Origin of the sequence: Achromobacter aegrifaciens (assembly GCF_902859735.1) — a bacterium.
GTDB classification, from domain to species: Bacteria; Pseudomonadota; Gammaproteobacteria; order Burkholderiales; family Burkholderiaceae_B; genus Achromobacter; species Achromobacter aegrifaciens.
Map to the genome: position 1 here is coordinate 112541 of NZ_CADIJY010000013.1, position 22222 is coordinate 134762.

The 22222-nt window shown below is 65.4% G+C and carries 19 protein-coding genes and 1 tRNA gene; 12 read left to right on the top strand and 8 right to left on the bottom strand.

Annotated features, from left to right (window positions below; translation table 11 throughout):
• Positions 1-111 precede the first annotated feature (111 nt).
• The gene (locus tag HV766_RS25270) at positions 112-843 is read left to right on the top strand and encodes a response regulator (RefSeq protein ID WP_306650739.1); all 732 of its coding nucleotides are present in this window, start codon (positions 112-114) and stop codon (positions 841-843) included.
• Positions 844-1065: 222 nt separating this feature from the next.
• Positions 1066-4449 carry an ATP-binding protein gene (locus HV766_RS25275; protein WP_175182046.1) on the top strand — a complete coding sequence of 1128 codons (3384 nt, stop codon included), beginning with the start codon at positions 1066-1068 and terminating at the stop codon, positions 4447-4449.
• 22 nt (positions 4450-4471) lie between these two features.
• On the opposite strand, the gene HV766_RS25280 is transcribed toward HV766_RS25275, so the two are convergent.
• Together HV766_RS25280 and HV766_RS25285 are read right to left on the bottom strand one after the other, a co-directional pair.
• Complete coding sequence (locus HV766_RS25280) at positions 4472-5998, bottom strand: sulfatase-like hydrolase/transferase (RefSeq protein WP_175182047.1); 1527 nt, start codon at positions 5996-5998, stop codon at positions 4472-4474.
• Complete coding sequence (locus HV766_RS25285) at positions 5995-6975, bottom strand: Bug family tripartite tricarboxylate transporter substrate binding protein (protein WP_175160802.1); 981 nt, start codon at positions 6973-6975, stop codon at positions 5995-5997. Before HV766_RS25285 ends, HV766_RS25280 begins: the two co-directional genes overlap by 4 nt.
• 124 nt (positions 6976-7099) lie before the next feature.
• On the opposite strand from HV766_RS25285, the gene HV766_RS25290 reads away from it, so the two are divergent.
• The gene (locus tag HV766_RS25290; RefSeq protein WP_175182048.1) at positions 7100-8065 is read left to right on the top strand and encodes a LysR family transcriptional regulator; all 966 of its coding nucleotides are present in this window, start codon (positions 7100-7102) and stop codon (positions 8063-8065) included.
• Positions 8066-8104: 39 nt separating this feature from the next.
• On the opposite strand, the gene HV766_RS25295 is transcribed toward HV766_RS25290, so the two are convergent.
• From HV766_RS25295 to HV766_RS25310, 4 genes are all read right to left on the bottom strand, one after another.
• A complete protein-coding gene (locus HV766_RS25295) occupies positions 8105-10240 on the bottom strand; it encodes a laminin G domain-containing metallophosphoesterase family protein (RefSeq protein WP_175182049.1) in 2136 nt (711 codons plus the stop codon).
• Positions 10241-10400: 160 nt separating this feature from the next.
• Positions 10401-10477, bottom strand: a tRNA-Pro gene (locus tag HV766_RS25300).
• A 176-nt stretch (positions 10478-10653) separates the two neighbouring features.
• Positions 10654-11619: an octaprenyl diphosphate synthase gene (ispB, locus tag HV766_RS25305; RefSeq protein WP_054457702.1), complete on the bottom strand. Its 966-nt coding sequence runs from the start codon at positions 11617-11619 to the stop codon at positions 10654-10656.
• A 195-nt stretch (positions 11620-11814) separates the two neighbouring features.
• On the bottom strand, positions 11815-12978 hold the full coding sequence (locus HV766_RS25310) for a fumarylacetoacetate hydrolase family protein (protein WP_054457703.1): 1164 nt from the start codon (positions 12976-12978) through the stop codon (positions 11815-11817).
• A gap of 104 nt (positions 12979-13082) precedes the next feature.
• Between HV766_RS25310 and HV766_RS25315 the strand changes: the two genes are divergently transcribed.
• From HV766_RS25315 to proB, 5 genes are all read left to right on the top strand, one after another.
• Positions 13083-13841 carry an IclR family transcriptional regulator gene (locus HV766_RS25315; protein WP_054457704.1) on the top strand — a complete coding sequence of 253 codons (759 nt, stop codon included), beginning with the start codon at positions 13083-13085 and terminating at the stop codon, positions 13839-13841.
• A 284-nt stretch (positions 13842-14125) separates the two neighbouring features.
• The gene (gene rplU / locus HV766_RS25320; RefSeq protein ID WP_006216228.1) at positions 14126-14437 is read left to right on the top strand and encodes a 50S ribosomal protein L21; all 312 of its coding nucleotides are present in this window, start codon (positions 14126-14128) and stop codon (positions 14435-14437) included.
• Positions 14438-14471: 34 nt separating this feature from the next.
• Complete coding sequence (gene rpmA, locus HV766_RS25325; RefSeq protein ID WP_006216229.1) at positions 14472-14732, top strand: 50S ribosomal protein L27; 261 nt, start codon at positions 14472-14474, stop codon at positions 14730-14732.
• Positions 14733-14923: 191 nt separating this feature from the next.
• Positions 14924-16060: a GTPase ObgE gene (gene obgE / locus HV766_RS25330; protein ID WP_054457705.1), complete on the top strand. Its 1137-nt coding sequence runs from the start codon at positions 14924-14926 to the stop codon at positions 16058-16060.
• Between the two features lie 56 nt (positions 16061-16116).
• The gene (gene proB, locus HV766_RS25335) at positions 16117-17253 is read left to right on the top strand and encodes a glutamate 5-kinase (protein ID WP_054457706.1); all 1137 of its coding nucleotides are present in this window, start codon (positions 16117-16119) and stop codon (positions 17251-17253) included.
• Here the strand turns inward: proB and HV766_RS25340 are convergent.
• On the bottom strand, positions 17222-17932 hold the full coding sequence (locus tag HV766_RS25340) for a response regulator transcription factor (protein WP_119450207.1): 711 nt from the start codon (positions 17930-17932) through the stop codon (positions 17222-17224). The two genes, proB and HV766_RS25340, sit on opposite strands and share 32 nt — an antisense overlap.
• Positions 17933-18011: 79 nt before the next feature.
• Here HV766_RS25340 and HV766_RS25345 point away from each other — a divergent pair, with 79 nt between their 5' ends.
• The 3 genes from HV766_RS25345 (at position 18012) to nadS (ending at position 19251) form a co-directional block, all read left to right on the top strand.
• Complete coding sequence (locus HV766_RS25345; protein ID WP_054457708.1) at positions 18012-18464, top strand: helix-turn-helix domain-containing protein; 453 nt, start codon at positions 18012-18014, stop codon at positions 18462-18464.
• A gap of 183 nt (positions 18465-18647) precedes the next feature.
• On the top strand, positions 18648-18959 hold the full coding sequence (locus tag HV766_RS25350) for a type II toxin-antitoxin system RelE/ParE family toxin (protein WP_175182050.1): 312 nt from the start codon (positions 18648-18650) through the stop codon (positions 18957-18959).
• 1 nt (position 18960) lies between these two features.
• Positions 18961-19251 (top strand): NadS family protein, encoded by a 291-nt coding sequence (gene nadS, locus HV766_RS25355; protein ID WP_119450206.1) that lies wholly within the window; start codon positions 18961-18963, stop codon positions 19249-19251.
• Positions 19252-19363: 112 nt separating this feature from the next.
• Here nadS and HV766_RS25360 read toward each other — a convergent pair whose 3' ends face one another.
• Complete coding sequence (locus HV766_RS25360) at positions 19364-19924, bottom strand: SecDF P1 head subdomain-containing protein (RefSeq protein WP_054457711.1); 561 nt, start codon at positions 19922-19924, stop codon at positions 19364-19366.
• Between the two features lie 372 nt (positions 19925-20296).
• On the opposite strand from HV766_RS25360, the gene thiC reads away from it, so the two are divergent.
• On the top strand, positions 20297-22210 hold the full coding sequence (thiC, locus tag HV766_RS25365) for a phosphomethylpyrimidine synthase ThiC (RefSeq protein ID WP_175182051.1): 1914 nt from the start codon (positions 20297-20299) through the stop codon (positions 22208-22210).
• The last annotated feature ends 12 nt before the right edge of the window (positions 22211-22222 follow it).

Genomic DNA, 22222 nt, shown 5'->3' on the forward strand with positions numbered 1-22222 from the left:
TATTCTTTGGCGAGGACGCCGTCGGTAATATGGCGGCACGCGGCATCGCCACAGCAGCCGCGCACATACAGCGTTTCAAACGCCTGCTTGCGAAACTTGGCGGCAATCGCCATGGACGCACGGCAGTTCCGCAGCAGGCTCTGGATGAACGGGGAAAGAAACATGTCACACGGCCGCATCCGCGTCATCATTGCCGACGACCATCCCATCGTGTCCCTGGGCGTGAGCCACGAGCTCGCGCGAGATCCGGCCATCGAAGTGATCGGCTGCGCCAGGAACTCCACGGACCTGGTGGCCCTGCTTGAAACTCAACCGTGCGACGCGGTGGTCTCGGACTACGCGATGCCGGGCGGCAAGCACGGCGACGGGCTGGGGCTCATCGGATTTTTGCGGCGGCGCTTCCCGGCGCTGCGAGTGGCCGTGCTCACCATGGTCGAGCATCCCACGCTGCTGCGGGCGCTGCTGGCCGAAAAGAACCTGTGCATCCTCAGCAAGGCAGATTCAACGCGCCATATCGCCGAAGCGATACACGCGATGAGCCGCGGCCGGACCTACTATTCGCCGACGGTGAAGGACATGATCATCCGCGAATCCCTCTCGCCGCAACAGCCGCGGTTGACGCGGCGAGAGGCAGAGATCATCCGTCTGTTTTGCGCGGGCGCAACCATCACCGAGATATCGCGTATTTCCAGCCGCAGCGTGCAGACGGTCAGCTCACAGAAGCGCAGCGCGATGAGGAAGCTGGGCATCGAACGCGACGCGGACCTGGTCCGGTACGGCTGCGCCGCCCTGCCGATGGCCGATATGACGCCACCCGACGTGAAGGGCGAGAAAGCGGCCTGAGTCTCCAGCGGTACCAGTGCTTGCCCCTTGTTCAATGTCGACACGCTGGACGCGACCAGACCCGAGTGGCAGCCGCTTGATCCATGTCAAAGCCGCTGGCAAGCCTTTGCGCCAAACGGGCCGGAATAATGTTCAAGTAGCTGCGCCCGCCCCCAGAAACCCGCAGCGCCCGCCTATCCGAGACGGCATGCCGGCGCCGCCTGACACCCATCCTCCCGCGCCTTGATTCGACTACGCCACCGCCTGAGCCCCTCGCGGCTCGACACCGTGACGCGCTTTCGCCGCTATCAGCGCTGGCAGAGCCTGGGCGGCGGCGTGCTGATCACGGTCGCGGTGCTGCTGACCTTCGCCCTGGAAGCCAAGACCACCGCCGAAAAATATCTGGAGTACGTGCGCCAATCGTTCGTGGCCGAACACGCCGTGCTCATGAAGGAAATCTATACGCGCGAGAACGCCTTCCGCATCAGCCTGGCAAGCGCGGAGCTGATGTGGCGGGAAGCGGCGCCCTTTGACGCGGCCCAGATCGCAAAGTACCGCAGCCGGGGCGAAGAACTGCTGGTGGAGGCCGACGAGGATTCCCGCTCTCAATGGATATTGGGTTCGGGCGGCGGCCGGGTGACGAACGCTGCGACAGGAAAGTTCTTCAATCTGGCCGAGCAGATCGGACGCGTTCCCTCAGGCGGGCCCGCGGCCCATGACAACTCGCTGGCCTCGTTCTTCTTTGGGGTCAATGGCAGCATCGCCGGCCTGGTCCCTGCCCCCGAAGCAGCGGTCCGCCAGAGGATCCTGGCGGACCGCGACCGCTACCTCGCCCTGCTGACCGGCGAAGTCAGCCGGCGCATGCTGATCGCGACCGATGCCGGCACCGACACATGGCGCTCCTTGCGCTGGATCCCTCCCGTCGCTAATCCGATCACGGGTAAGCAGGTCTTCCGCATCGGTGGAACCATACTGGACAAGGGCGTGCCGGTCGCCGTGCTGGTGACGGAGTATTCCCCCCTGCAACCCGGCGCCTCGCAGGCGGCAAACCGGCAGGCGGGCGACTTCGCCATCATGTCCGCCAGCGGCCAACTCATCGCTGCGTCGCCGGGCGGCAGTGCCGGCGACGCGCAGGAAACCGCTCCGGCCGCCGACCTCGCCGATATCCCTGCCGGAACGCGCCAGGAAAGAACGCGCTCTGGCCAGTTCTCGATTTCAGAAGGATTGGGCCCGACGGGCTGGGTGCTGGTCTTCACGCTGGACTGGAGCAGCATCGTCAATGCCATCAGCGCACAGCTGACCACGCCCGCGACCATGACCGCAACCACGCTGGCGTTGATATGGGCGCTGCTGCTCTACTTCGAGCTGCGCGTGGTCCGGCCCTTGATGAACCGTTCCAGGCTGGCGCTGGAGAGCGAGCATCTCAACCGCACGCTCATCGAGACGGCTCCCGTGGGCCTGGGTCTGATCGACGCTGCCAGCGGCAGTCCGCTGTTGCACAGCCCGGCCATGGAGAAGATGACCGCGCGCGTGGGCGTGGGAAAATTCAGCCTTTCGGCAGAGCTGGCCAATCGTTATCGGCGGCGCGCCGGCACGGCCGCAGGCAGGCGCGATACGGATGTGGTGGAGGAAGACCTCTCGTTCGTTGCCTGCGATGGCACTCCCGTCACCTTGTCGGTCAGCATGGCAGGCGCACGCTACCGCGGATCTAACGTGGTCGTGGCTGCGTTCATCGACGTCACCGAAAAATATCAGCTGGCCCACCGCCTGCGTGAAGCCAAGGCCGCCGCGGACCGCGGCAATGCCGCCAAGTCGGCCTTCCTGGCGGCGATGAGCCATGAAATACGCACGCCGCTGCACGCCATCCTGGGACACCTTGAGCTGCTCTCGCGCTCGCGCCTGGCGCCAATCCAGCGCAATCATCTCGAAACCGTGCGGGTGTCGTCGGGACTGCTGCTGGCCACGATCAGCGACGTGCTGGACTTCTCCAAGATCGAGGCCGGCGAACTGAGCCTGGAGCAGACGGAGTTCGACCTGCTCGAAGTCGCCTCGCACGCCCTATCCATGTTCGCGCCCCAGGCCCAGGCCAAAGGACTGGCCTTGCTCGGCGATCTGGGCGCTGCGCTCAGGCAGCCCATGCGAGGGGATGCCACCCGACTGGGACAAGTGATCCACAACCTGCTCTCCAATGCCATCAAATTCACCGACCACGGCAAGGTGGTGCTGCGTACCCGCACCGACGCGGCCCGCATCGCCGTCGAGGTGGAGGACACCGGCATGGGCATGACGGAAGAACAGACTCGGAGTGTCTTTCGCGCTTTCAGCCAGGCCGACGCGACCATAGGCCGGCGCTATGGCGGCACGGGCCTGGGGCTGACCCTGTGTTGCCGGTTGGTCGAGGCAATGGGCGGCTCCCTGTCCGTGCGCAGCGAACCTGGAAGCGGCAGCCTGTTCGCGTTCTCCTTGCCGCTGGGCATCGAAAACGCCGAGGCCGACAGGCCATGGTTCGCCGGCGAGCAGGTGTTGCTGCTGGCCGCGCGCGACAACTGCCGTCACGGCCTGGAAGCCGTCCTGCGAACCTGGGGACTGCGCGTCAACGCCCGCCGCCATCCATCCGAACTGGACGAGGACACGCTGGACGAAGCGACGGTCCTCATCATCTGGGGCGACAAGACGGACTGGCAGCCGGAGGACGAAGACAGGTTGCTGGACCAATCTTCATGGGTGATCGATTGCGGCATGCTCGGACCCGCCACGCCGCAGGACACGGGACGCAAGCTCAGCGTTTCGATGTACGGACTGCATGGCCTGGCCTCGGCCTTGCGGCATGTGCTGCAGGACGCGCCCCTGTCCACCGCGGCCCCCGCGCCCGCGCCGCGGCATTCGACCCGCTCGTTGCGGGTGCTGGTGGCCGAAGACAACGCCGCCAACCGCGGCCTGTTCGAAGAACAGTTCAAGCTGCTGGGCTGCGAAGTCGATCTGGCGGAGGGAGGTGCGCAGGCTTGCGCACTGCTGGCAGCGCACCGCTATGACGTGCTGGTCACCGATCTCGCGATGCCCGGCGTGGACGGCTACGCGCTGGCCCGACAGGCCCGATCCATGCGGCCGGACATGCCCGTCATCGCCGCCACGGCCTGCGTGACGAAACACGAGCGGCAGCGCTGCAATGAAGCCGGCATCGCGCGGGTGCTGACCAAACCTTTGCCGCTGGCCGAACTCGAACACGCCTTGCTGGACGTATGCGGGCAAGCCGGCCGCGGCCCGCAACAAGCACCGGCTGCGGCCGATAACGGTCCGCAAGCCTTGACCGGTGGACGCGCCTTCCCCCCGGCGCTGCTGCGCACGCTGGAGCAATCTTGCGCGCAGTCCCTGGACACCATCAAACGCGCTGCCATCGACGAAGACAGCGGCAGCCTGCGCGGCGAACTGCACGCCTTGCGCGGCATGCTGGCCATTTTCCGCCTGCCCGCGCTGGCCGAACAGTGCGCTCAGCTCGATACCCGCCTGAAACAGCCAGGCGTGCGCGGGTCGGCGGACGCGGTGACGCTCATCTGCGACGACGTGCTCGCCGCGGTGAAAAGCGCCCTGGCCAAGCCTGCTGGCCAGCCGACCACCGAACAGGCTTGACCGTCCGGTTTGCGCCGCAGGTTCAAGCGATACCCGATGCCGGCACGCGCGCCGGCAACTGGTCCGCAGGCCGGGTTGCGAGCATGGCGGCCAGTTCCCGCCGTTTCGCGGCATGACCCGGATCGTCGAAGAGATTGTCCATCTCGTCCGGATCTTCGGCCAGGCAATACATCTCGCCCGCGCCGCTGCCCAGTTCGACGGTCAGCTTCCAGTCGCGCGTGCGCACCGTGCGCAGCTTCAGCTCCACGCCGCAGCGCGATGCCGCCACGTCCCATTCGCTCAAGGCGAACTCGCGGGTGGCATCCCCGCCTTCCAGCAACGGACGCAAGCTGCGGCCGTGTTGCGGCCCCAGGGCCGATGCGCCGGCGTAGTCGCAGAAGGTCGCAGCAAGGTCCAGCGTGGAAACCGGGTCTTCCACCTTTCTCCCCGCCGCGATGCCGGGGCCGCTGGCCACCATGGCCACGCGCAGCAGGCCTTCATACGGCATGGGCCCCTTGAGCATCAGCCCGTGGTCGCCCAGCCATTCGCCATGATCCGAGGTGAAGATGACGATGGTGTCCTGATCCAGCCCGTACTCGCTCAGCGCCTTCATGATGCGCCCCACCTGATGGTCCACCAGCGAGATCATGCCGTAGTAGTTGGCGATGATCCGGCGCAGCGCCTCGTCTGATTGGGTCGGCATGCGCGAAAAATTCTGCCGTACCGCCTGCACTTCGGCATTGCCCATGGGCTTGCTTTCCATGCTGGCCCTGTGCCACCAGGGCCGGCGATCGTAGTCGGTGACGCGATGGCGCGGCAGATCGACCTCGTCGGGATGATGCAGGCGTGACCAGGGCTCGGGGCAATCAAAAGGGTGATGGGGATCGGGAAACGATGCCCACAGGCAGAACGGCTGATTGCGATGCTCGCGCAAATAATCGATGGTGCGATCGCCGATCCAGGCGGAGTTGTGCCAGGCCGCCAGCAAAGCGGAATGGAAGGTCTGCGGCGCGCCGCTGGCCGGGCCCAGGTCGGTCTCATACAGCTGGTTGCGCAGTTCGCCCAACCCGTCGCCGTAGTGCCAGCGCGAATGATTCAGGCCGCCGGGCAAAGGCGTGGGCAGCCAATAGTTGTGGCCTTCCACCACCAGCTCCACATGCTTGAAGCCCATGTACGGCCCCGCCCAGCCCGGTCCCATGCCCGCCTCGCTGTACTGGCATTCGGGCCGTCCCGTGGCCTGGAAGGTGTGGTGCGTGGAGAAATGCGCCTTGCCGATGAAGCCCGTGTCGTAGCCGGCAGCGGCCAGGCTGCCGGCAAAGCCCGCCTCGCCGGTACGCAGGTCCAGGTCTATGCCGTTGTCGCAGACGCCATGCGTCAGCGGCAGCAGGCCGGTCAGCATGGAGGCGCGCGAAGGCTGGCAGACGACGTTGGGCGTGATGCAGGCCGCGAAATGCGTGCCAGTGCGCGCCAGCAGATCAATGTGCGGCGTCTTGACCCGGCGTCCCGCAAAGCCCAGGCAGTCGCCGCGATGCTGGTCGGTCGTGATGAGAAGAATGTTGGGGCGTTTCATTGCTGCTTGCTGGTGGCGGTCTTGATGTCGGAAAGCACGGGCGCGAGCACACGGATGTCATGGGCGATGCGTTCGTTCAAGCCCAGCCCGTCCTGGTCGCCCACGATCATGCCCTGGGCCTGCATCTTGTCCCGGACCTCGGGACTCTTCAGGACAGCGGCGACGGCGCGCTGCAAATCGGCCAGCACCGGAGCGGGCGTCTGCGCCGGCGCGAACAGGCCGAACCAGCTGTAGAACGTGAAGTCCTTCACTGCGTCCTTCACCATCGGCAGGTCGGGCGCGCCCGCGATGGGCGCGGCTCCCGCGTTCGCCAGCCCCTGCACCTTGCCGGCCTTGATCTGCGGCACGGCCGTGCTGGCGACGATGAACATCAGGTCGACCTGGCTGCCCATCACGCCGACAAAGCCCTGGGGCGCGGCCTTGTACGGCACGTGCTTGAGCGAGATGCCGGCGGCATGCTCGAACAACGCCATCGCCAGATGATGGGTGGAACCCGGACCGCCGCTGGCGTAGGTAATGGAGTCGGGCCGGGCGCGCGCCTGCTCCAGCAGTTCACGCAAGGACTTGAACGGCGCCGTGGGCGCCGCCACCAACACATACTGCAGGGTCGCCAGCGTCGCGACGGGCGCGAAGTCCTCGGCACGATACGGCACGTCCTGCATCAGGTAAGGCACCGCCGTGAACGAGGCGTCCGGCCCCAACAGCAGCGTGTAGCCGTCGGGCTTGGCGCGTGCCACCGCCTGGGAACCGATGACGCCGGCGCCACCGGCGCGGTTTTCCACGATGACCGGAACGTTCCATTGTTTGGACATTTCCGCAGCGACCAGACGCCCGACCACATCGGCCGCGCCGCCGGGCACCGAGGGCACGACCAGCGTGACGGGGCGGTCCGGATAAGCCGCGGCGGCCGCCTGGGGAACGGCCAGAGGTACGGCCAGACTCAGGGCGGCCAGGGCGCCGCGCACAAGTTTCAGCATGATTGTCTCCATCCCGCGGCTCGCCTCATTCGCGGGCGGCTCGCTGGCAATCATCATCGGCCAGCCCATCATTCCAGTCCAATGATATATTTTTCACTTTCCATATCAGAGTTGATATGTAGAGATGAACCCTCCCGACACCATCGCTCCCCTGCAGCAAGACTGGTATCTGCGTGGCCGGCTGCGCCTGCGCCACCTGCAACTCATGCTATTGCTGGACGAAGTCCACAACGTCGGCGTGGCGGCGCAACGCATGGCCACCACCCAGCCAGCGGTGTCGCGCATGCTCGCGGAACTGGAGGACATGCTGGGCGCCCGGCTGTTCGACCGGACCCCGAAGGGCACCTTCCCCACGCCCCATGGCGACTCCCTGATCCGTCACGCCCGCTGGGTGCTGGGTGACCTGGAACGCATGAGCGGCGAATGGTCCGCCGCGCCCGGCCTCGACGCGGAAACCATCCATGTCGGCGTCAACTCGGCGGCGGCGGCCTACCTGGTGCCGCGCGCGCTGCTGCGTTTCGAGCAACAGGCGGCCAATGTCAATGTGCTGGTGCGCGAGGGTTCACTGGAAGCGCTGATGCCAGACCTGCACACCCGCAAGCTGGACCTGCTGGTGGCGCGCATGGGCGCCGCCGTGCGCACGCCCGATACCCTGACGCAAGTGCTGTACGAAGAGCCGATGTGCGTATGCGCGCGCAGCGGACATCCGCTGGCGGACGTGGCCCAGGTCTCCTGGGCGCAACTGGCGGCCTATCCGTGGATCATGCCGCCGCGCGGCAGCCCGGCGCGCATCGGCCTGGACATGCTGCTGCAGCGTCACGGCCAGTACCCGCCGTCGCGCATCGAATCGGCCTCGGCCCTGAACAATATGATGCTGATGGCCAATAGCGACCTGCTGTCGCTGCTGCCCCGTTGCGTCGCACGCCACCCGGCCGGCAGCGGCGGCGTTGCCGTTCTGGATATCGAGCTGCCTCCCGTATTCGGCCCGCTGGGCATCGTGCGGCACCACAGCCTGGATTTGTCGCCGCGGATGCGGGATTTGATCGAGTGCCTGCGGGCCGAGGCGGCTGACGCGGCGGCGCCACGCTGAACACCTGCGGGACGCGTCGCGCGCGTCCCGCATGACGCGCTAGCTCGCGCGGCGCGCGGTCAGCCATTGCGCGGGCTTGAGCGCCTTATCCACGATGCGTATCTCGCCGATGCTGCCGAAGAAGCCGTCGGCGCGTTCGCCGTCCCACGAACCCGCTCCGATCACCCAGGGCATGTCGGCGGCCAGCGTCGCCAGGCCCGGCGCATTGCTGACGTTGCGCAATACCGGCGCGCCCTCGATGTACAGAATGGTCTCGTGCGTGTCGGCGTCGTTGACCACCGCGACGTGGAACCATTTGTCCGCGATGATCTCGCCCGACCAGTTGGTCTTGCCGCCGCGCTCACCCGCCACGACCGGCACGATTTCCCACTGGATCTCGCGCAAGCTGGACACGGCGAAGATCAAGGGCGGGGATTCCGGGTCGCCGCCATTGAACCCGGCCAGATCGCCGCGCTTGCCGTCGCGCGTCATCACGTTCATCCAGGCGTGCTTCTGCGCGCTCCAGTCCCGGTCGATCTTCAGGAACGCCTCGACCGTGTAGCCGTTGGGCACCGTGGCGCCGTTGATCGCCGCAGTGGCTTCGGTGGTGAAGTAACTCATGCGCGCGGTGTTCTTATCGGTGTTCAGGAACCGCACTGAACCGGGCGCGGCGGACAGGTAATGGTGATCGTCCGACCACAGCAGGTCGCCTTCCTGCGCGCCCGCCACGCCGTCTATGTTGAGCGCCGCGCGGCGGATCGGATTCAGGCCGGTCAGATCCGCGACGGTCTCGCCCACCTTGACGGACAGGCCGGCCTGCCCGCCGAAGAAGCGCCAGTGCGCCAGCGTCCCCGCCACCAGCGGGTAGTCGTTGACGTCCGCGGCCGGCTTCTGTTCGACGGTCGTGGGATCCGTGTAGTTGGCCAGGATCAGCGCCGAAGCCTGTTCGACCAGCGAGGTATGCGAGGGCGCCGCCGCCTTGAACGTCTTGTTGAAGCCGGAGAAGCGGCTGGCGAAGTCCATCTTGATGGTGAACTGCTCGTTGGGCGCGGTCAGCACCGCCTGGTCAAATGCGTTGAGCGTGTCCTTGGGCTTCTGCGGCACCCAGGGCGAGAAAGACAGCACGCGGATCTCGTTGTTGCCCAGATCGAATTCGTACAGACGCATCAGGCCGTTGCCGCCCTGGTAGGCCATCTGGTAATCCACCACCATCTCCTCCACCGCGTTGCCATAGGCGTTGGTCTTGGTCAGGCGGGTGGCGCCGTGGTAGTGGCCGTTGAGCGTCATGAAGATCTGATCGTTGTCGCGGATCAGCTTGTCCCACAGCATCTTGCCGTAGGGCACTTCCAGTGGGCTGACGCCATCCTTGTCGATGTTCAGCAGCTGGTGGTTGATCAGAATGGCGGGCAGCGTGGGATTGGCGCGCAGCACCTGGTTGGCCCAGGCCAGCGCGTCATTCGATGCGCGCCAGGACAGCGACAGCACCAGGAACTTCTGCCCTTCGGCCTCGAACATGTGGTACTCGTGAAAGCCACTGGCATCGCGGCCGCCGAAGGTGGCCTGCTGCTTGGCGCGCGTGACGCTGAAATGCTGCAGGTAGGGTTCCTTGGCCAGGTCGCGCTGCGCGTCGGTATTGGCCGACTGGCTGCTCTCGTCGACATAGTCGCGGTCGACGATCACGTCGTGGTTGCCCGCCAGGATCGAGTACGGCACCTTGGCGTCTTCCAGCACCTTCATCGCGGCGCTGGCCACCTTCCACTGGTCGGGCTTGCCCTGCTGGTCGACCACATCGCCCAGATGGACCAGGAAGGGAATGTTGAGCGCCTTGGCGTGCTCGGCCACCCAGCGCGTCTGCGCCTGGTAGGGCTCGCTGCCGTACTTGCGCATGAACTGCTGGTTCTCGGCGTCGGTCGCGTAGCGAGAATAGAACTGCGTATCCGGCAGCACCGCCAGCGCAAAGCTCGACACCAGGGCCGGCTGAGGCTTGCCCGTGCCGCCATCGCCGTCATCATCATCGTCATCGTCGCCGCCATTGCAGCCGCTGAGCAGGAAACTTCCGCCCATGGGCAACAGCGTCACGCCCAAGCCGGCGCGCAGCAAGCTGCGCCGCCGGTTGTCGGGCGCCTGCGGCAAGGCATCCGGCGCCTGCTCCACGATCTGCGTATCACCCTGGCCGTGCTTGCTGTCCTTCGTCATCTCTGCTGCCTGTTCGAAAAAGGCGGGAGTCTAGAGACGCGGAATGACGGCGGGATGACTGAATCCGACACGTAAATGCAAAAAAGCCGGCAACGCTTGCGCGATACCGGCTTTCAGCCAAAGGCGTCGGGAAACACCTTCATGAATTCGACCACATGAGTGGTCGGGGCGAGAGGATTCGAACCTCCGACTCCTGCGTCCCGAACGCAGTACTCTACCAGGCTGAGCTACGCCCCGAGTCTTAGTACAACTCTTACTACTACTACTACTACTACTACTACTGACTTCGCTGCGCTCAGTGCAACCAAATCATCTTTCGCTTTCACTATCAACCGCCACGTTTCAGGCCACCGGGCTTTCCCATCCGGGTTTTCCCAACACCTGGGTTGCCCCAGATTTTTCGCCTAATTCGCTTAGCGATCTCTGTTCACCGCGAAAGCGCAGAATTCTAACAGAGATTTTTGAAAAGGGGAAATGGGGTAAGCAGAAAGTGCTTTTCGGGCCAGATCCGCTTCGGCCACGGCGGCCTGGCGGGCGTGTTCCAGGGCATCGGTAGCCTGGATGGCGGCGGCCACGGCGGCGAAGTCGGCGTCGCCGGTCTTGATGGCGTCGCGGATCAATTGCTGCTGTTCCGGCGTGCCCACTTCCATCACGCGGATCAGCGGCAGCGTGGGCTTGCCCTCGCGCAAGTCGTCGCCCACGTTCTTGCCCAGGGCGGCGGCGTCGCCGCTGTAGTCCAGCACGTCATCCACCAACTGGAAGGCGGTGCCCACGTGGCGGCCATAGGCGGCCGCGGCGGCTTCCTGCTCGGGGGTGGCGCCCGCCAGCACGGCGCCCACCTGGGCGGCGGCCTCGAACAGCTTGGCGGTCTTGTAGCGCACCACTTGCAGATAGCGCTCCTGCGAGACGTCCGGATCATGCACGTTCAGCAGTTGCAGCACCTCGCCCTCGGCGATCACCGTGGTGGCTTCGGACAGGATGCTCATGACGCGCATCGAGTTCGCTTCCACCATCATCTCGAAGGAGCGCGAATACAGGTAGTCGCCCACCAGCACGCTGGCGGCGTTACCGAAGACCGCGTTGGCGGTTTCACGCCCGCGGCGCAGGTCGGATTCGTCGACCACGTCGTCGTGCAGCAGGGTCGCGGTGTGGATGAACTCAACCACGGCGGCCAGCAGCTGGTGGTGCGTGCCCTCGTAGCCCAGCGCGCGCGCCACCATCAGTACCATGGCCGGGCGCATGCGCTTGCCGCCCGCGCCTATGATGTAGTCGCCGATCGTGCGGATCAGGACCACCTCGGAATTCAGCCGCTCGCGGATGACCGCGTCGACGGCTTTCATATCGTCTGCAATGGGGGCAACAAGCTCGGGGAGATTCAAGACGTATCCGGGAGAGTGAAACGAGCCGCGGCGTGAACGCGCGCCGGCTCTTACCGCTGGGCCCGCCGCAGACGGCGGGAGGATTCGACCAAGGATTATACGGGGAGTGACGGACGCGAGCCGTCATCCTGGCGGAATCGCCGGCAGGGGTGGCGCCCCGGAGCGCGCCCCTGCCCGGCGCCGTCCTGCAGCGGATCAGGCGCCTTGCCTCGGCAGGCCGCGCGCGGCCAAGCTGGCGTAAAGTGCGCGCACCCCGAAGGTCCAGGGCTCGATCTCGGTGGCCAGACGCACTTCGTTGACCAGCGCGCCCAGGCGCTCGGACGCGATCACGACGCGGTCGCCCAGCTTGTGGGTGAAGCCGGTGCCCGGGCCCATGCGGTCCTGGGTGGGCGAGAACATGGTGCCCAGGAACAGCATGAAGCCGTCCGGGTACTGATGATGCTTGCCGCAGGCCTGGCGCGCCAGGTCCAGCGGATCGCGGCTGATCTCGCGCATGTGGCTCACGCCGTCCAGCACGAAGCCGTCCAGGCCCTCGATGCGCAAGGACACATCGGCCTGGCGCACGCTGTCCAGGCTGAAGTCCCCGTCGAACAGGCGAATGAAGGGACCGATGGCGCAAGAGCCGTTGTTGTCCTTGGCCTTGGTCAGCAACAAGGCGCTGCGGCCTTCGATGTCGCGCAGGTTGACGTCGTTGCCCAACGTGGCGCCGACGACCTCGCCGCGACTGTCCACCGCCAGCACGATCTCGGGTTCGGGATTGTTCCAGCGGGATTCGGGCAGCACGCCGATATGCGCACCCGTCCCCACCGACGCCATGGGCGGCGCCTTGGAGAAAATCTCGGCGTCCGGACCTATGCCCACCTCCAGGTATTGCGACCACTGGCCGCGCTCGGTCAGCTCGGCCTTCAGTTTGGCAGCTTCGGGCGAGCCCGGCCGCAGGCGGGACAGGTCCGAGCCGATCAGCGCCTGCATGCGGACGCGGATTTCCTCGGCGCGGCTGGCATCGCCGCCGGCCTCTTCCTCGATCATGCGTTCCAGCAGGCTGATGGCGAAGGTGACGCCCGCCGCCTTGACGGGCTGCAAGTCGCAAGGCGCCAGCAGGCGCAAGCCCTCCCGGCCTGCCAAGCTGGCTGCCATCAGGGCATGCACATCGCCCAGCGACTCGCCGGCGGCGCTGGCGGCGAGCGCCACGCGGTCGGGACGGTCCAGCAGGTCCGCCATAGTGGACGCGGCCGCCGTGATGTCGATCACCTCGCCGCGGCGCACCGCCACGACGCTGGGACCATGCCCCGGCCTCCACACCCGCCCCACCAGCAACGCCTGTTCCAGATCGACGGGCAGCGCCTTTGCTTGGTCCATGAGTCTCCTCGCCTTGTTCGAATGATGTGCGGGGCAGTCTAGGAGACTTCCATTATCATGTCCAACATCATGAATTTATGTCCAATATGTTGGACAAATAGAGCATGGCAACCGTACACGACGTCCCCGCCATCCGCCGCACGCACGACATCCTGCAAGTGCTGGCCGGCCGCAACACGCCGGTCAAGGCATCCGAGCTGGCCGAATCCTGCCAGCTCGCCCGCAGCACCCTCTATCTGCTGCTGGATTGCCTGGAACAGCGCCGCTGGATCGAGCGCCGTGATGGCGGCTACGTCATCGGCATCGAACTGATGGCGCTGGGCCATGCCTATCTGCGCCAGGACGGGCTGCAGGCGGCGTTCCAGGCTGCCGCGGGCGCTTTCGTGGCGCGGCACAACGAAGTGGTGCAACTGGCGACGCTGGATGGCTTCGACGTGGTCTACCTGGCCCGCGAAGACGCGCGCCGCCCGGTGCGACTGGTGTCGGACCTGGGCCTGCGCCTGCCGGCGCACGCCTGCGCGCTGGGCAAGGCGTTGCTGGCCAGCCTGCCGCCCGAAGACCTGGCCGCCCGCGTGCCGGATACGCTGCCGCGCGTCACCGAGCGCAGCCTCGCCACCCGCGCCGCGCTCGATCAGGAACTGGCCCAGGTGCGCAGCACAGGCCTCGCGCAGGATCTGGAGGAAGTGGCGACAGGCCTGGTCTGCTATGCCGCCTACGTGGGCATGACGCCGCAGGGCAAGCGGGTGGCCGTCAGCACGTCGATCCCCACCGACCGGCTGGACGAGACGCACCGCCATGACGTCATTGCGGGCATCCGCCTCGTGGCGCGGGACATCGCCCTGCGGGTGATCCCCGGCGCTTGAAGCGCGCATGCGACACCTAAGCCCTTAGCCTGCAACGGCTTTTTGACTTTCTGAAAGTCCCGGGCTAATATTCCGGATTCGGTCAGCAATGCCCGAATTACGTCGGTTGCATTTGCGTCACCCCTCTGGGTGCCAAGGAAGGTTCTGCTTTCCCAGGCATCAAGGCCTTTCCCTCTCTTGCCAGGCTCTGGCGCCAGGAGAAGAAAGCGCCCGCCAGAGCGGCAATCCCGCCCAGCAGGGCAGGCAGCGCAGATGAACCCATTTACCTATTTAAGGAATCCCCCATGTACGCGGTCGTAAAAACCGGTGGCAAGCAGTATCGCGTTGCCGCTGGCGAAAAACTCAAGATAGAACAGATACCGGCAGACATTGGGCAAGAAATCACCCTGGACCAAGTGCTGTCCGTGGGCGAAGGCGACCAACTGAAAGTTGGCACGCCCCTCGTCTCCGGCGCCGTGGTCAAGGCAACGGTTCTTGCGCAAGGCCGCCACGACAAGGTCAAGATCTTCAAGATGCGCCGTCGCAAGCACTACCAGAAGCGTCAGGGCCACCGTCAGAACTACACCGAAATCCGCATCGAAGCCATCACGGCTTAAGAAGCGACTCGGTACCACTTAGCAGGAGCTAAACATGGCACAGAAAAAGGGCGGCGGCTCTACGCGGAACGGACGCGACTCAGAATCGAAGCGTCTGGGCGTCAAGGCATTCGGCGGCGAATTGATTCCCGCTGGTTCGATCATCGTGCGTCAGCGCGGCACGCGCTTCCACGCTGGCGTGAACGTCGGCATGGGCAAGGATCACACCCTGTTCGCGCTGATCGACGGCAAGGTTCAATTCGGCTTCAAGGGCGCGTTGAACAAGCAGACCGTTTCGATCGTCGCTGCCGAGTAATCGGACCAGCACGGTCAGCAACGCGGTTCGCCGCGTTCCAGAACGGCAAAAGCCCTGTCGCATGCGGCAGGGCTTTTTTGTTTTAAGCTTTTCCAGATTTCGGGCAGCAGCCGGACGGTTCCGGCCCCTGCCTCCCGGCGGCGCCGAATGACGGCCCCGCCCCACTCCTTACCACTACACGCGCGGACATCATGAAATTCGTAGACGAAGCCACCATCGAAGTCGTCGCCGGCAAAGGCGGCAATGGCGTGGCGAGCTTTCGCCGCGAAAAATTCATTCCCAGAGGCGGCCCGGACGGCGGCGACGGCGGACGCGGTGGCACCATCTATGCCGTGGCTGACCGCAACATCAACACGCTGATCGACTACCGCTATGCGCGCCTGCACCGCGCCAAGAACGGCGAAAACGGCCGCGGCTCGGACCAGTACGGCGCGGCCGCTCCGGACATCACGCTGCGCGTGCCGGTGGGCACCATCATCCATGACGCCGACACCGGCGAAATCCTGTTCGACCTCAACCAGCACGACCAGAAGGTGGTGCTGGCCGCAGGCGGCCAGGGCGGCATGGGCAATATCCATTTCAAGTCGAGCGTGAACCGCGCGCCCCGCCAGTGGACGCCCGGCAAGGAAGGCGAACACCGCTACCTGCGCATGGAACTGAAGGTGCTGGCGGACGTGGGCCTGCTGGGCCTGCCCAACGCCGGCAAGTCCACGCTGATCACGCGCATCTCCAATGCCAAGCCGAAGATCGCGGACTACCCCTTCACCACGCTGCACCCCAACCTGGGCGTGGTGCGCACCTCGCCGTCGCGCAGCTTCGTCGTGGCCGACATTCCCGGCCTGATCGAAGGCGCCTCCGAAGGCGCCGGCCTGGGCCACCTGTTCCTGCGCCACCTGGCGCGCACCCGCGTGCTGCTGCATCTGGTGGACGTCTCCACGCCCGACCCGGACGCGGATCCGGTCGAGCAGGCCGTGGTCGACGCGCGCGCCATCGTCGAGGAACTGCGCCGCTACGATCCGGAACTGGCCGCCAAGCCGCGCTGGCTGGTCCTGAACAAGCTGGACATGGTGCCCGATCCCGAGGACACCAAGCGCCGCTTCCTTGAACTCTACGACTGGAAGGGCCCGGTGTTCGGCATTTCCGGCCTGTCGGGCGAAGGCACGCAAGACCTGATCTATGCGCTGCAGGACTACCTGGACGCCGAACGCGAAAAGGAACACCTGTCGCAAGACCAGGCCGAAGAGAACTATGTCGCGCCGGACCCGCGCTTCGACGACAAGCGCTCGACCGCCGACCAGCGCCCCGCGCCGCGCGGCGACGACGAATAAGCCATAATCGCAGTCCTTACGATTACGCCTTTTTCTCGCCGCAGCCGGCCGCCATCATGTCTGCTGAAACACCCGCCGTTTCCGTCGTCACCAACGCCCAGCGTCTCGTCGCCAAAGTCGGCTCGTCGCTGGTCACCAACGAAGGCCGAGGCCTGGACCGCGCCGCCGTGGCGCACTGGGCCGCGCAGATCGCCGCCCTGCACAAGCAGGGCAAGCAGATCGTGCTGGTCTCCAGCGGCGCCATCGCCGAAGGCATGGCGCGCCTGGGCTGGCGCAAACGCCCGTCGGTCATGCACGAACTGCAGGCAGCCGCGGCCGTGGGCCAGATGGGCCTGTGCCAGGCCTACGAAGCGGCCTTCGCCGAATACGGCCTGCGCACCGCGCAAATCCTGCTGACGCACGAAGACCTGGCCGACCGCCACCGCTACCTGAACGCGCGCAGCACGCTGTTCGCGCTGCTGCGCCTGGGCGTGGTGCCGATCGTGAACGAAAACGACACGGTCGTCACCGACGAAATCCGGCTGGGCGACAACGACACCCTGGGCGCGCTGGTCACCAATCTGATCGAAGCCGACACGCTGATCATCCTGACCGATCAACGCGGCCTGTACGACTCCGATCCGCGCAAGAATCCCGACGCCAAGTTCATGTCGCATGCCCAGGCAGGCGACCCCGCGCTGGAAGCCATGGCCGGCGGCGCGGGCAGCGGCATCGGCACCGGCGGCATGCTGACCAAGGTGCTGGCGGCCAAGCGCGCGGCGCATAGCGGCGCGCATACCGTCATCGCATCGGGCCGCGAGCGCAATGTGCTTACGCGCCTGGCCCAGGGCGAGTGCATCGGCAGCGAATTGCGCGCCGTGCTGCCCGTGTGGTCCGCGCGCAAGCAATGGCTGGCCGATCACCTGCGCCTGCGCGGACGCGTGGTGCTGGATGACGGCGCCGTGCAGGCGCTGCTGCGCGAAGGAAAGAGCCTGCTGCCCATCGGCGTGACCGAGGTGGAAGGCGAGTTCGGCCGTGGCGACGTGGTCGCCTGCGTGGACGGCCAGGGCCGAGAATGCGCCCGTGGCCTGATCAACTATTCATCGGCCGACACCCGCCGCATCCTGCGACAGCCTTCGTCGCAGATCGCGCGCATCCTGGGCAGCATGACCGAACCCGAACTCATGCATCGGGATAACCTGGTAGTGCTCTGAGACCCTGCCCTCTTGCGGCGCCTTCGGGCAGCAGGATGTAGCCCCATCCCCGCACCGCAAGCACGGGCAAGTCGATATTGAGGCGGCGCGCCTTGCTACGCAGCCGCGACAAGAGCACATCCACCCGCCGCGCCCCTTCCATGGACTTGCGCGTACCGGCAGGGAAAAAACATTCCCGGCGCAGGCAGTAGCCCGGCGCGCTCAACAAGCGGACAAAAAAAGCGCGCTCGGTGACCGTCAACGGCAGGAACTCGCCAGCCGGTCCCGCCAGTGCGCCCACGTGCGGGTCTAGTCGCCAAGGCAAGGCGGTGGACGGCGCGCGCCGATACAGATTGCGCAGCAGAGCATCCCATTCCAGCGCGTCCATGCCCGCAGGGGTACAGACGTCCGCCCCCGCATCCAGCGCAGCAATGCGATCCGACGCACTGGCATCCGCGGCCTGCCACAGCACCGCCGCAGCGGGCGCCGCCCGGCGCAGCATGGCGATGAGGCCAGGCACACCCTTAATACCTCCCAAAAGTACCAGGGCATCAGCGCCCTGCGCCTGCAAGTGTTCCAATACGGCAGCGGACGAATCGAACACGCGGACCTGCCAACGCATCAGACGCAAAGCCTCGGCGAAATCCTCGCGCGCCGTTGCGTCGAGCCGTACGACGAAGACGCTGCCTCGTTGCTCCATGCGCTCACCTTTGATAAATATCACTTAAGTAATATTTATAACCACCAAAGCGCGTGACCAGCAAGCTTCAATCGCCGGTGTGAAAACATTCTCAGACCGACTGAAGCATGCGCGCCTGCTGCGTGGCCACACGCAGAAAGACCTCGCTCGTCTTGCGCGCATTTCGCAAAGCGCCATCGGCAGCTACGAAAGCGGCCTGCGGCACTCAAGCCGCTCGGCCCGCAAGCTGGCGCAGGTCCTGAAGGTCGAGGTCGAATGGCTGGAAACCGGCAAGGGCCCGCTGGAACTTCCCGTGGAAGGCTACGACCTCAGCAACACGCTGCCCGCGCCTGGCGTGGCCGAACCCGTGCCGCGTCCCGGCGGCCGGCCGCGTCCGATGGCGCCCTGGCCCTTCCCCAACATTTCGCCTTCGCAGTTCGAATCGCTCACGGCCGACGACCGCCTGATCCTTGAATCGATCACGCAGGCCTACATCGAAAAAACCATCCTCGTCCGTCGCGGCGCCAAGACGCGCGGCCGCAAGCTGGGCTGATCGCAAACTATCTTTGCCGGCCTCGCGCAAGCGCGCGCCCGCCAAGCGCATCCCAGTGACAGATATCGCGCAGTAGCTCCCCTGCCTCCCGGTAAAGCACGTACAGTCGTCGGCGATTTTCCGCGCCGCGCGCTTGCGGTATTACGTGCAACTTCGACTACGCCATTGGCGTACAATCCAATCATGGTTTTCATAGAAACCAGCGTCTTTGCCAGGCAAATCACGTCCCTGCTGCCAGATGATGGTTATCGTGAATTGCAGCAAATGCTGCTGGAGGATCCCGCCTGCGGCCATGTGATTCCTGGCGGAGGCGGCATACGAAAGGTGCGCCACGCGCGGCCGGGAATCGGCAAGAGCGGGGGGATACGGGTGATCTATTACTGGCTCACCGATGACGACCAGATTCTGATGCTGTTGGCCTACCCAAAGAACTTGCGGGACAACTTGAGCTCAGCGGAACTTTCTGAACTGCGGGCGTTGGTAAAGGACGTGTGAAATGGACAGGCAGTTATTCGCCGATTTGAAGGCGAGTCTCAAAGAAGCGGCAGCGATACGCAAGGGAGAGACGCGTCCTTCGAGAATATCCACGCTTGATCCTCTGGACGTGAAGCGGGTGCGCGAACAGACCAAGCTGTCTCAAGCTGAGTTTGCGGCGGCGTTGCAGGTCAGCGTTCGCACCTTGCAAAACTGGGAGCAAAAGCGCCGGTCTCCTACCGGACCAGCTGCTGCTCTGCTGAAAGTCGTGGCCAACGAGCCTGAGATCGCGCTACGCGCCCTGCACCGTTAGGCGCATGGGACCGCGCAAAAGACGCCAAGCCCTCATCAACCTTCCCCCGCGCATTGTGCGCGGCCATGAAAAAGCCCGGCATGCCGGGCTTTTTTGTCGCTTGCTGTGCTGTTCAGGGCTTGGCAGCAGGAGCCGGAGCGGCGCCGCCAGCCGGCGGCACGGCAGCGTCGCCGCGGATCTTGGCTGCGATTTCCGAGGCGGCCTGGGCCGAGGCCACGCCAAAGGCCAGCACGCCGCGGTTCAGCGGTTCGCCGATCAGCGGAGCGGCGACCAGTTCCTGGTCGATCACGAGCGCCAGCATGTTGCCGACGTTCTTGGTGCTGACGTCATTGAGCTTGCGGGCGCCGGCTTCCGAGAAGCGCAGGCCGACGAAGTTCTGACCCTGGCGGTCCACCAGCGCGGCGGCGTCGGTGAGGTCGGCGCGCGTCAGGACGGGCACGGTCTGCATGTAGAGCTTGCCGTCAGGCAGCGCAATTTCGCGCATGCCGGCGCCAGGCTGCTTCTGCGCCAGGTAGAAGTCCACCGAGGCCGCGGCTGCCGGCTTGGCGGCCTCTTGGCCTGCTTGCGGCGTGGCGGTATCGCCAGACGTCTTAGTCGGGGCGGTCTTGCAACCCGCTAGCGCCAACGTCACGACTACCAGGGCGGGCGCCAATTTGCGTAGGGTCAGTTGCATGCTCGTTTCCTTCTTAATGTGGACTAAGACCAGGCGATGCACTTCATCCCCGGCACTGGGAAAAGTGTACCGAACCTGAATGACGGTGTCGCCATAGTCTGAATCCAATTGTAAAGCGGTAATACCAGCTCCCGCCTGCTCCGGCCGACGCGGCGCAGCAGCCGCGCGATTCGTCGGAACGCGCGCCAGCCTCTATACTTCGCTTTCGCGCAGGGGTACTCGTCCCGCCTACATGGCCGGACGTGTTGAGAGAGTCCCTTCGTACCAGTACGGATAATGCCGATGCTGGGAGCCGTATTCCCGCCATGCGTCTTTGCGCGCGCGGCGGGAATTCCTTCCCGATCGGCTCCAACCACTCGCTTGGAGCTTTCCATGAACGCCAATCCCAAATTCCTGGCCGCTACCGCCGAAGTCGACGCGGCGGCCGTCGCACCGCTGCCCAAATCCCGCCGCGTGTATGAAGTGGGCTCGCGCCCCGACATCCGCGTGCCGTTCCGCGAGATCGAGCAGGACGATACGCCGACGATGTTCGGTGGCGAGAAGAACCCGCCGCTGACGGTCTATGACTGCAGCGGCCCCTACACCGACCCCGAAGCCAAGATCGACATCCGCCGCGGCCTGCCCGAACTGCGCCGCAGCTGGATCGAAGAGCGCGGCGACACGGAAGTGCTGTCGGGCCCGACCAGCGACTACGGCAAGGAACGCCTGACCGATCCCAAGCTGACGGCCATGCGCTTTGACCTGCAGCGTCCGCCGCGCCGCGCCAAGTCGGGCGCCAACGTGTCGCAGATGCATTACGCGCGCCGCGGCATCATCACGCCAGAAATGGAATACGTGGCGATCCGCGAAAGCCTGCGCCGCGAACACTACCTGCAGACGTTGCGCGAAAGCGGCCCCGATGGCGAAAAGATGGTCAAGCGCCTGCTGCGCCAGCATCCCGGCCAGTCCTTCGGCGCCTCGATTCCCGCGGCCATCACGCCCGAGTTCGTGCGCGACGAGATCGCGCGCGGCCGTGCCATCATCCCCGCCAACATCAACCACCCTGAAGTGGAGCCGATGGCCATCGGCCGCAACTTCCTGGTGAAGATCAACGCCAACATCGGCAACTCCGCCGTCAGCTCCGGCATCGGCGAGGAAGTGGAAAAGATGACCTGGGCGATCCGCTGGGGCGGCGACACGGTCATGGATCTGTCCACCGGCAAGCACATCCACGAAACGCGCGAATGGATCATCCGCAACTCGCCCGTGCCGATCGGCACCGTGCCGATCTACCAGGCGCTGGAGAAGGTCGACGGCAAGGCCGAGGACCTGACCTGGGAGATTTTCCGCGACACGCTGATCGAGCAGGCGGAACAGGGCGTGGACTACTTCACCATCCACGCGGGCGTGCGTCTGCCGTTCATCCCGATGACGGCCGACCGCATGACCGGCATCGTCTCGCGCGGCGGTTCGATCATGGCCAAGTGGTGCCTGGCGCACCACAAGGAAAGTTTCCTGTACGAGCGTTTCGAGGAAATCTGCGAAATCATGAAGGCCTACGACGTCAGCTTCTCGCTGGGCGACGGCCTGCGCCCGGGTTCGGGATACGACGCCAACGACGAGGCGCAATTCGCCGAGCTGAAGACGCTGGGCGAACTGACGCAGGTGGCGTGGAAGCATGACGTGCAGGTCATGATCGAAGGGCCGGGCCACGTACCGATGCAGATGATCAAGGAAAACATGGAGCTGCAGCTGGAACACTGCCACGAGGCGCCGTTCTACACGCTGGGCCCCCTGACCACCGACATCGCCCCCGGCTACGACCACATCACCTCGGGCATCGGCGCGGCGCTGATCGGCTGGTACGGCACGGCGATGCTCTGTTATGTGACGCCCAAGGAGCACCTGGGCCTGCCGAACAAGAAGGACGTGAAGGACGGCATCATCACGTACAAGATCGCAGCCCACGCAGCGGACCTGGCCAAGGGCCACCCGGGCGCGGCAATCCGCGACAACGCGCTGTCCAAGGCGCGCTTCGAGTTCCGCTGGGACGACCAGTTCAACCTGGGACTGGATCCGGACACGGCCAAGGAATTCCACGACGAAACGCTGCCGAAGGATTCGATGAAGGTGGCGCACTTCTGCTCGATGTGCGGACCGCATTTCTGCTCGATGAAGATCACCCAGGACGTGCGGGATTATGCGGCGGCTCAGGGGGTTAGCGAGAAGGATGCATTGCAGAAAGGGATGCAGGAGAAGTCTGTGGAGTTCGTTAAGAAGGGAGCCGAGGTTTATCATCGGCAGTGATGTTTTTGCTGC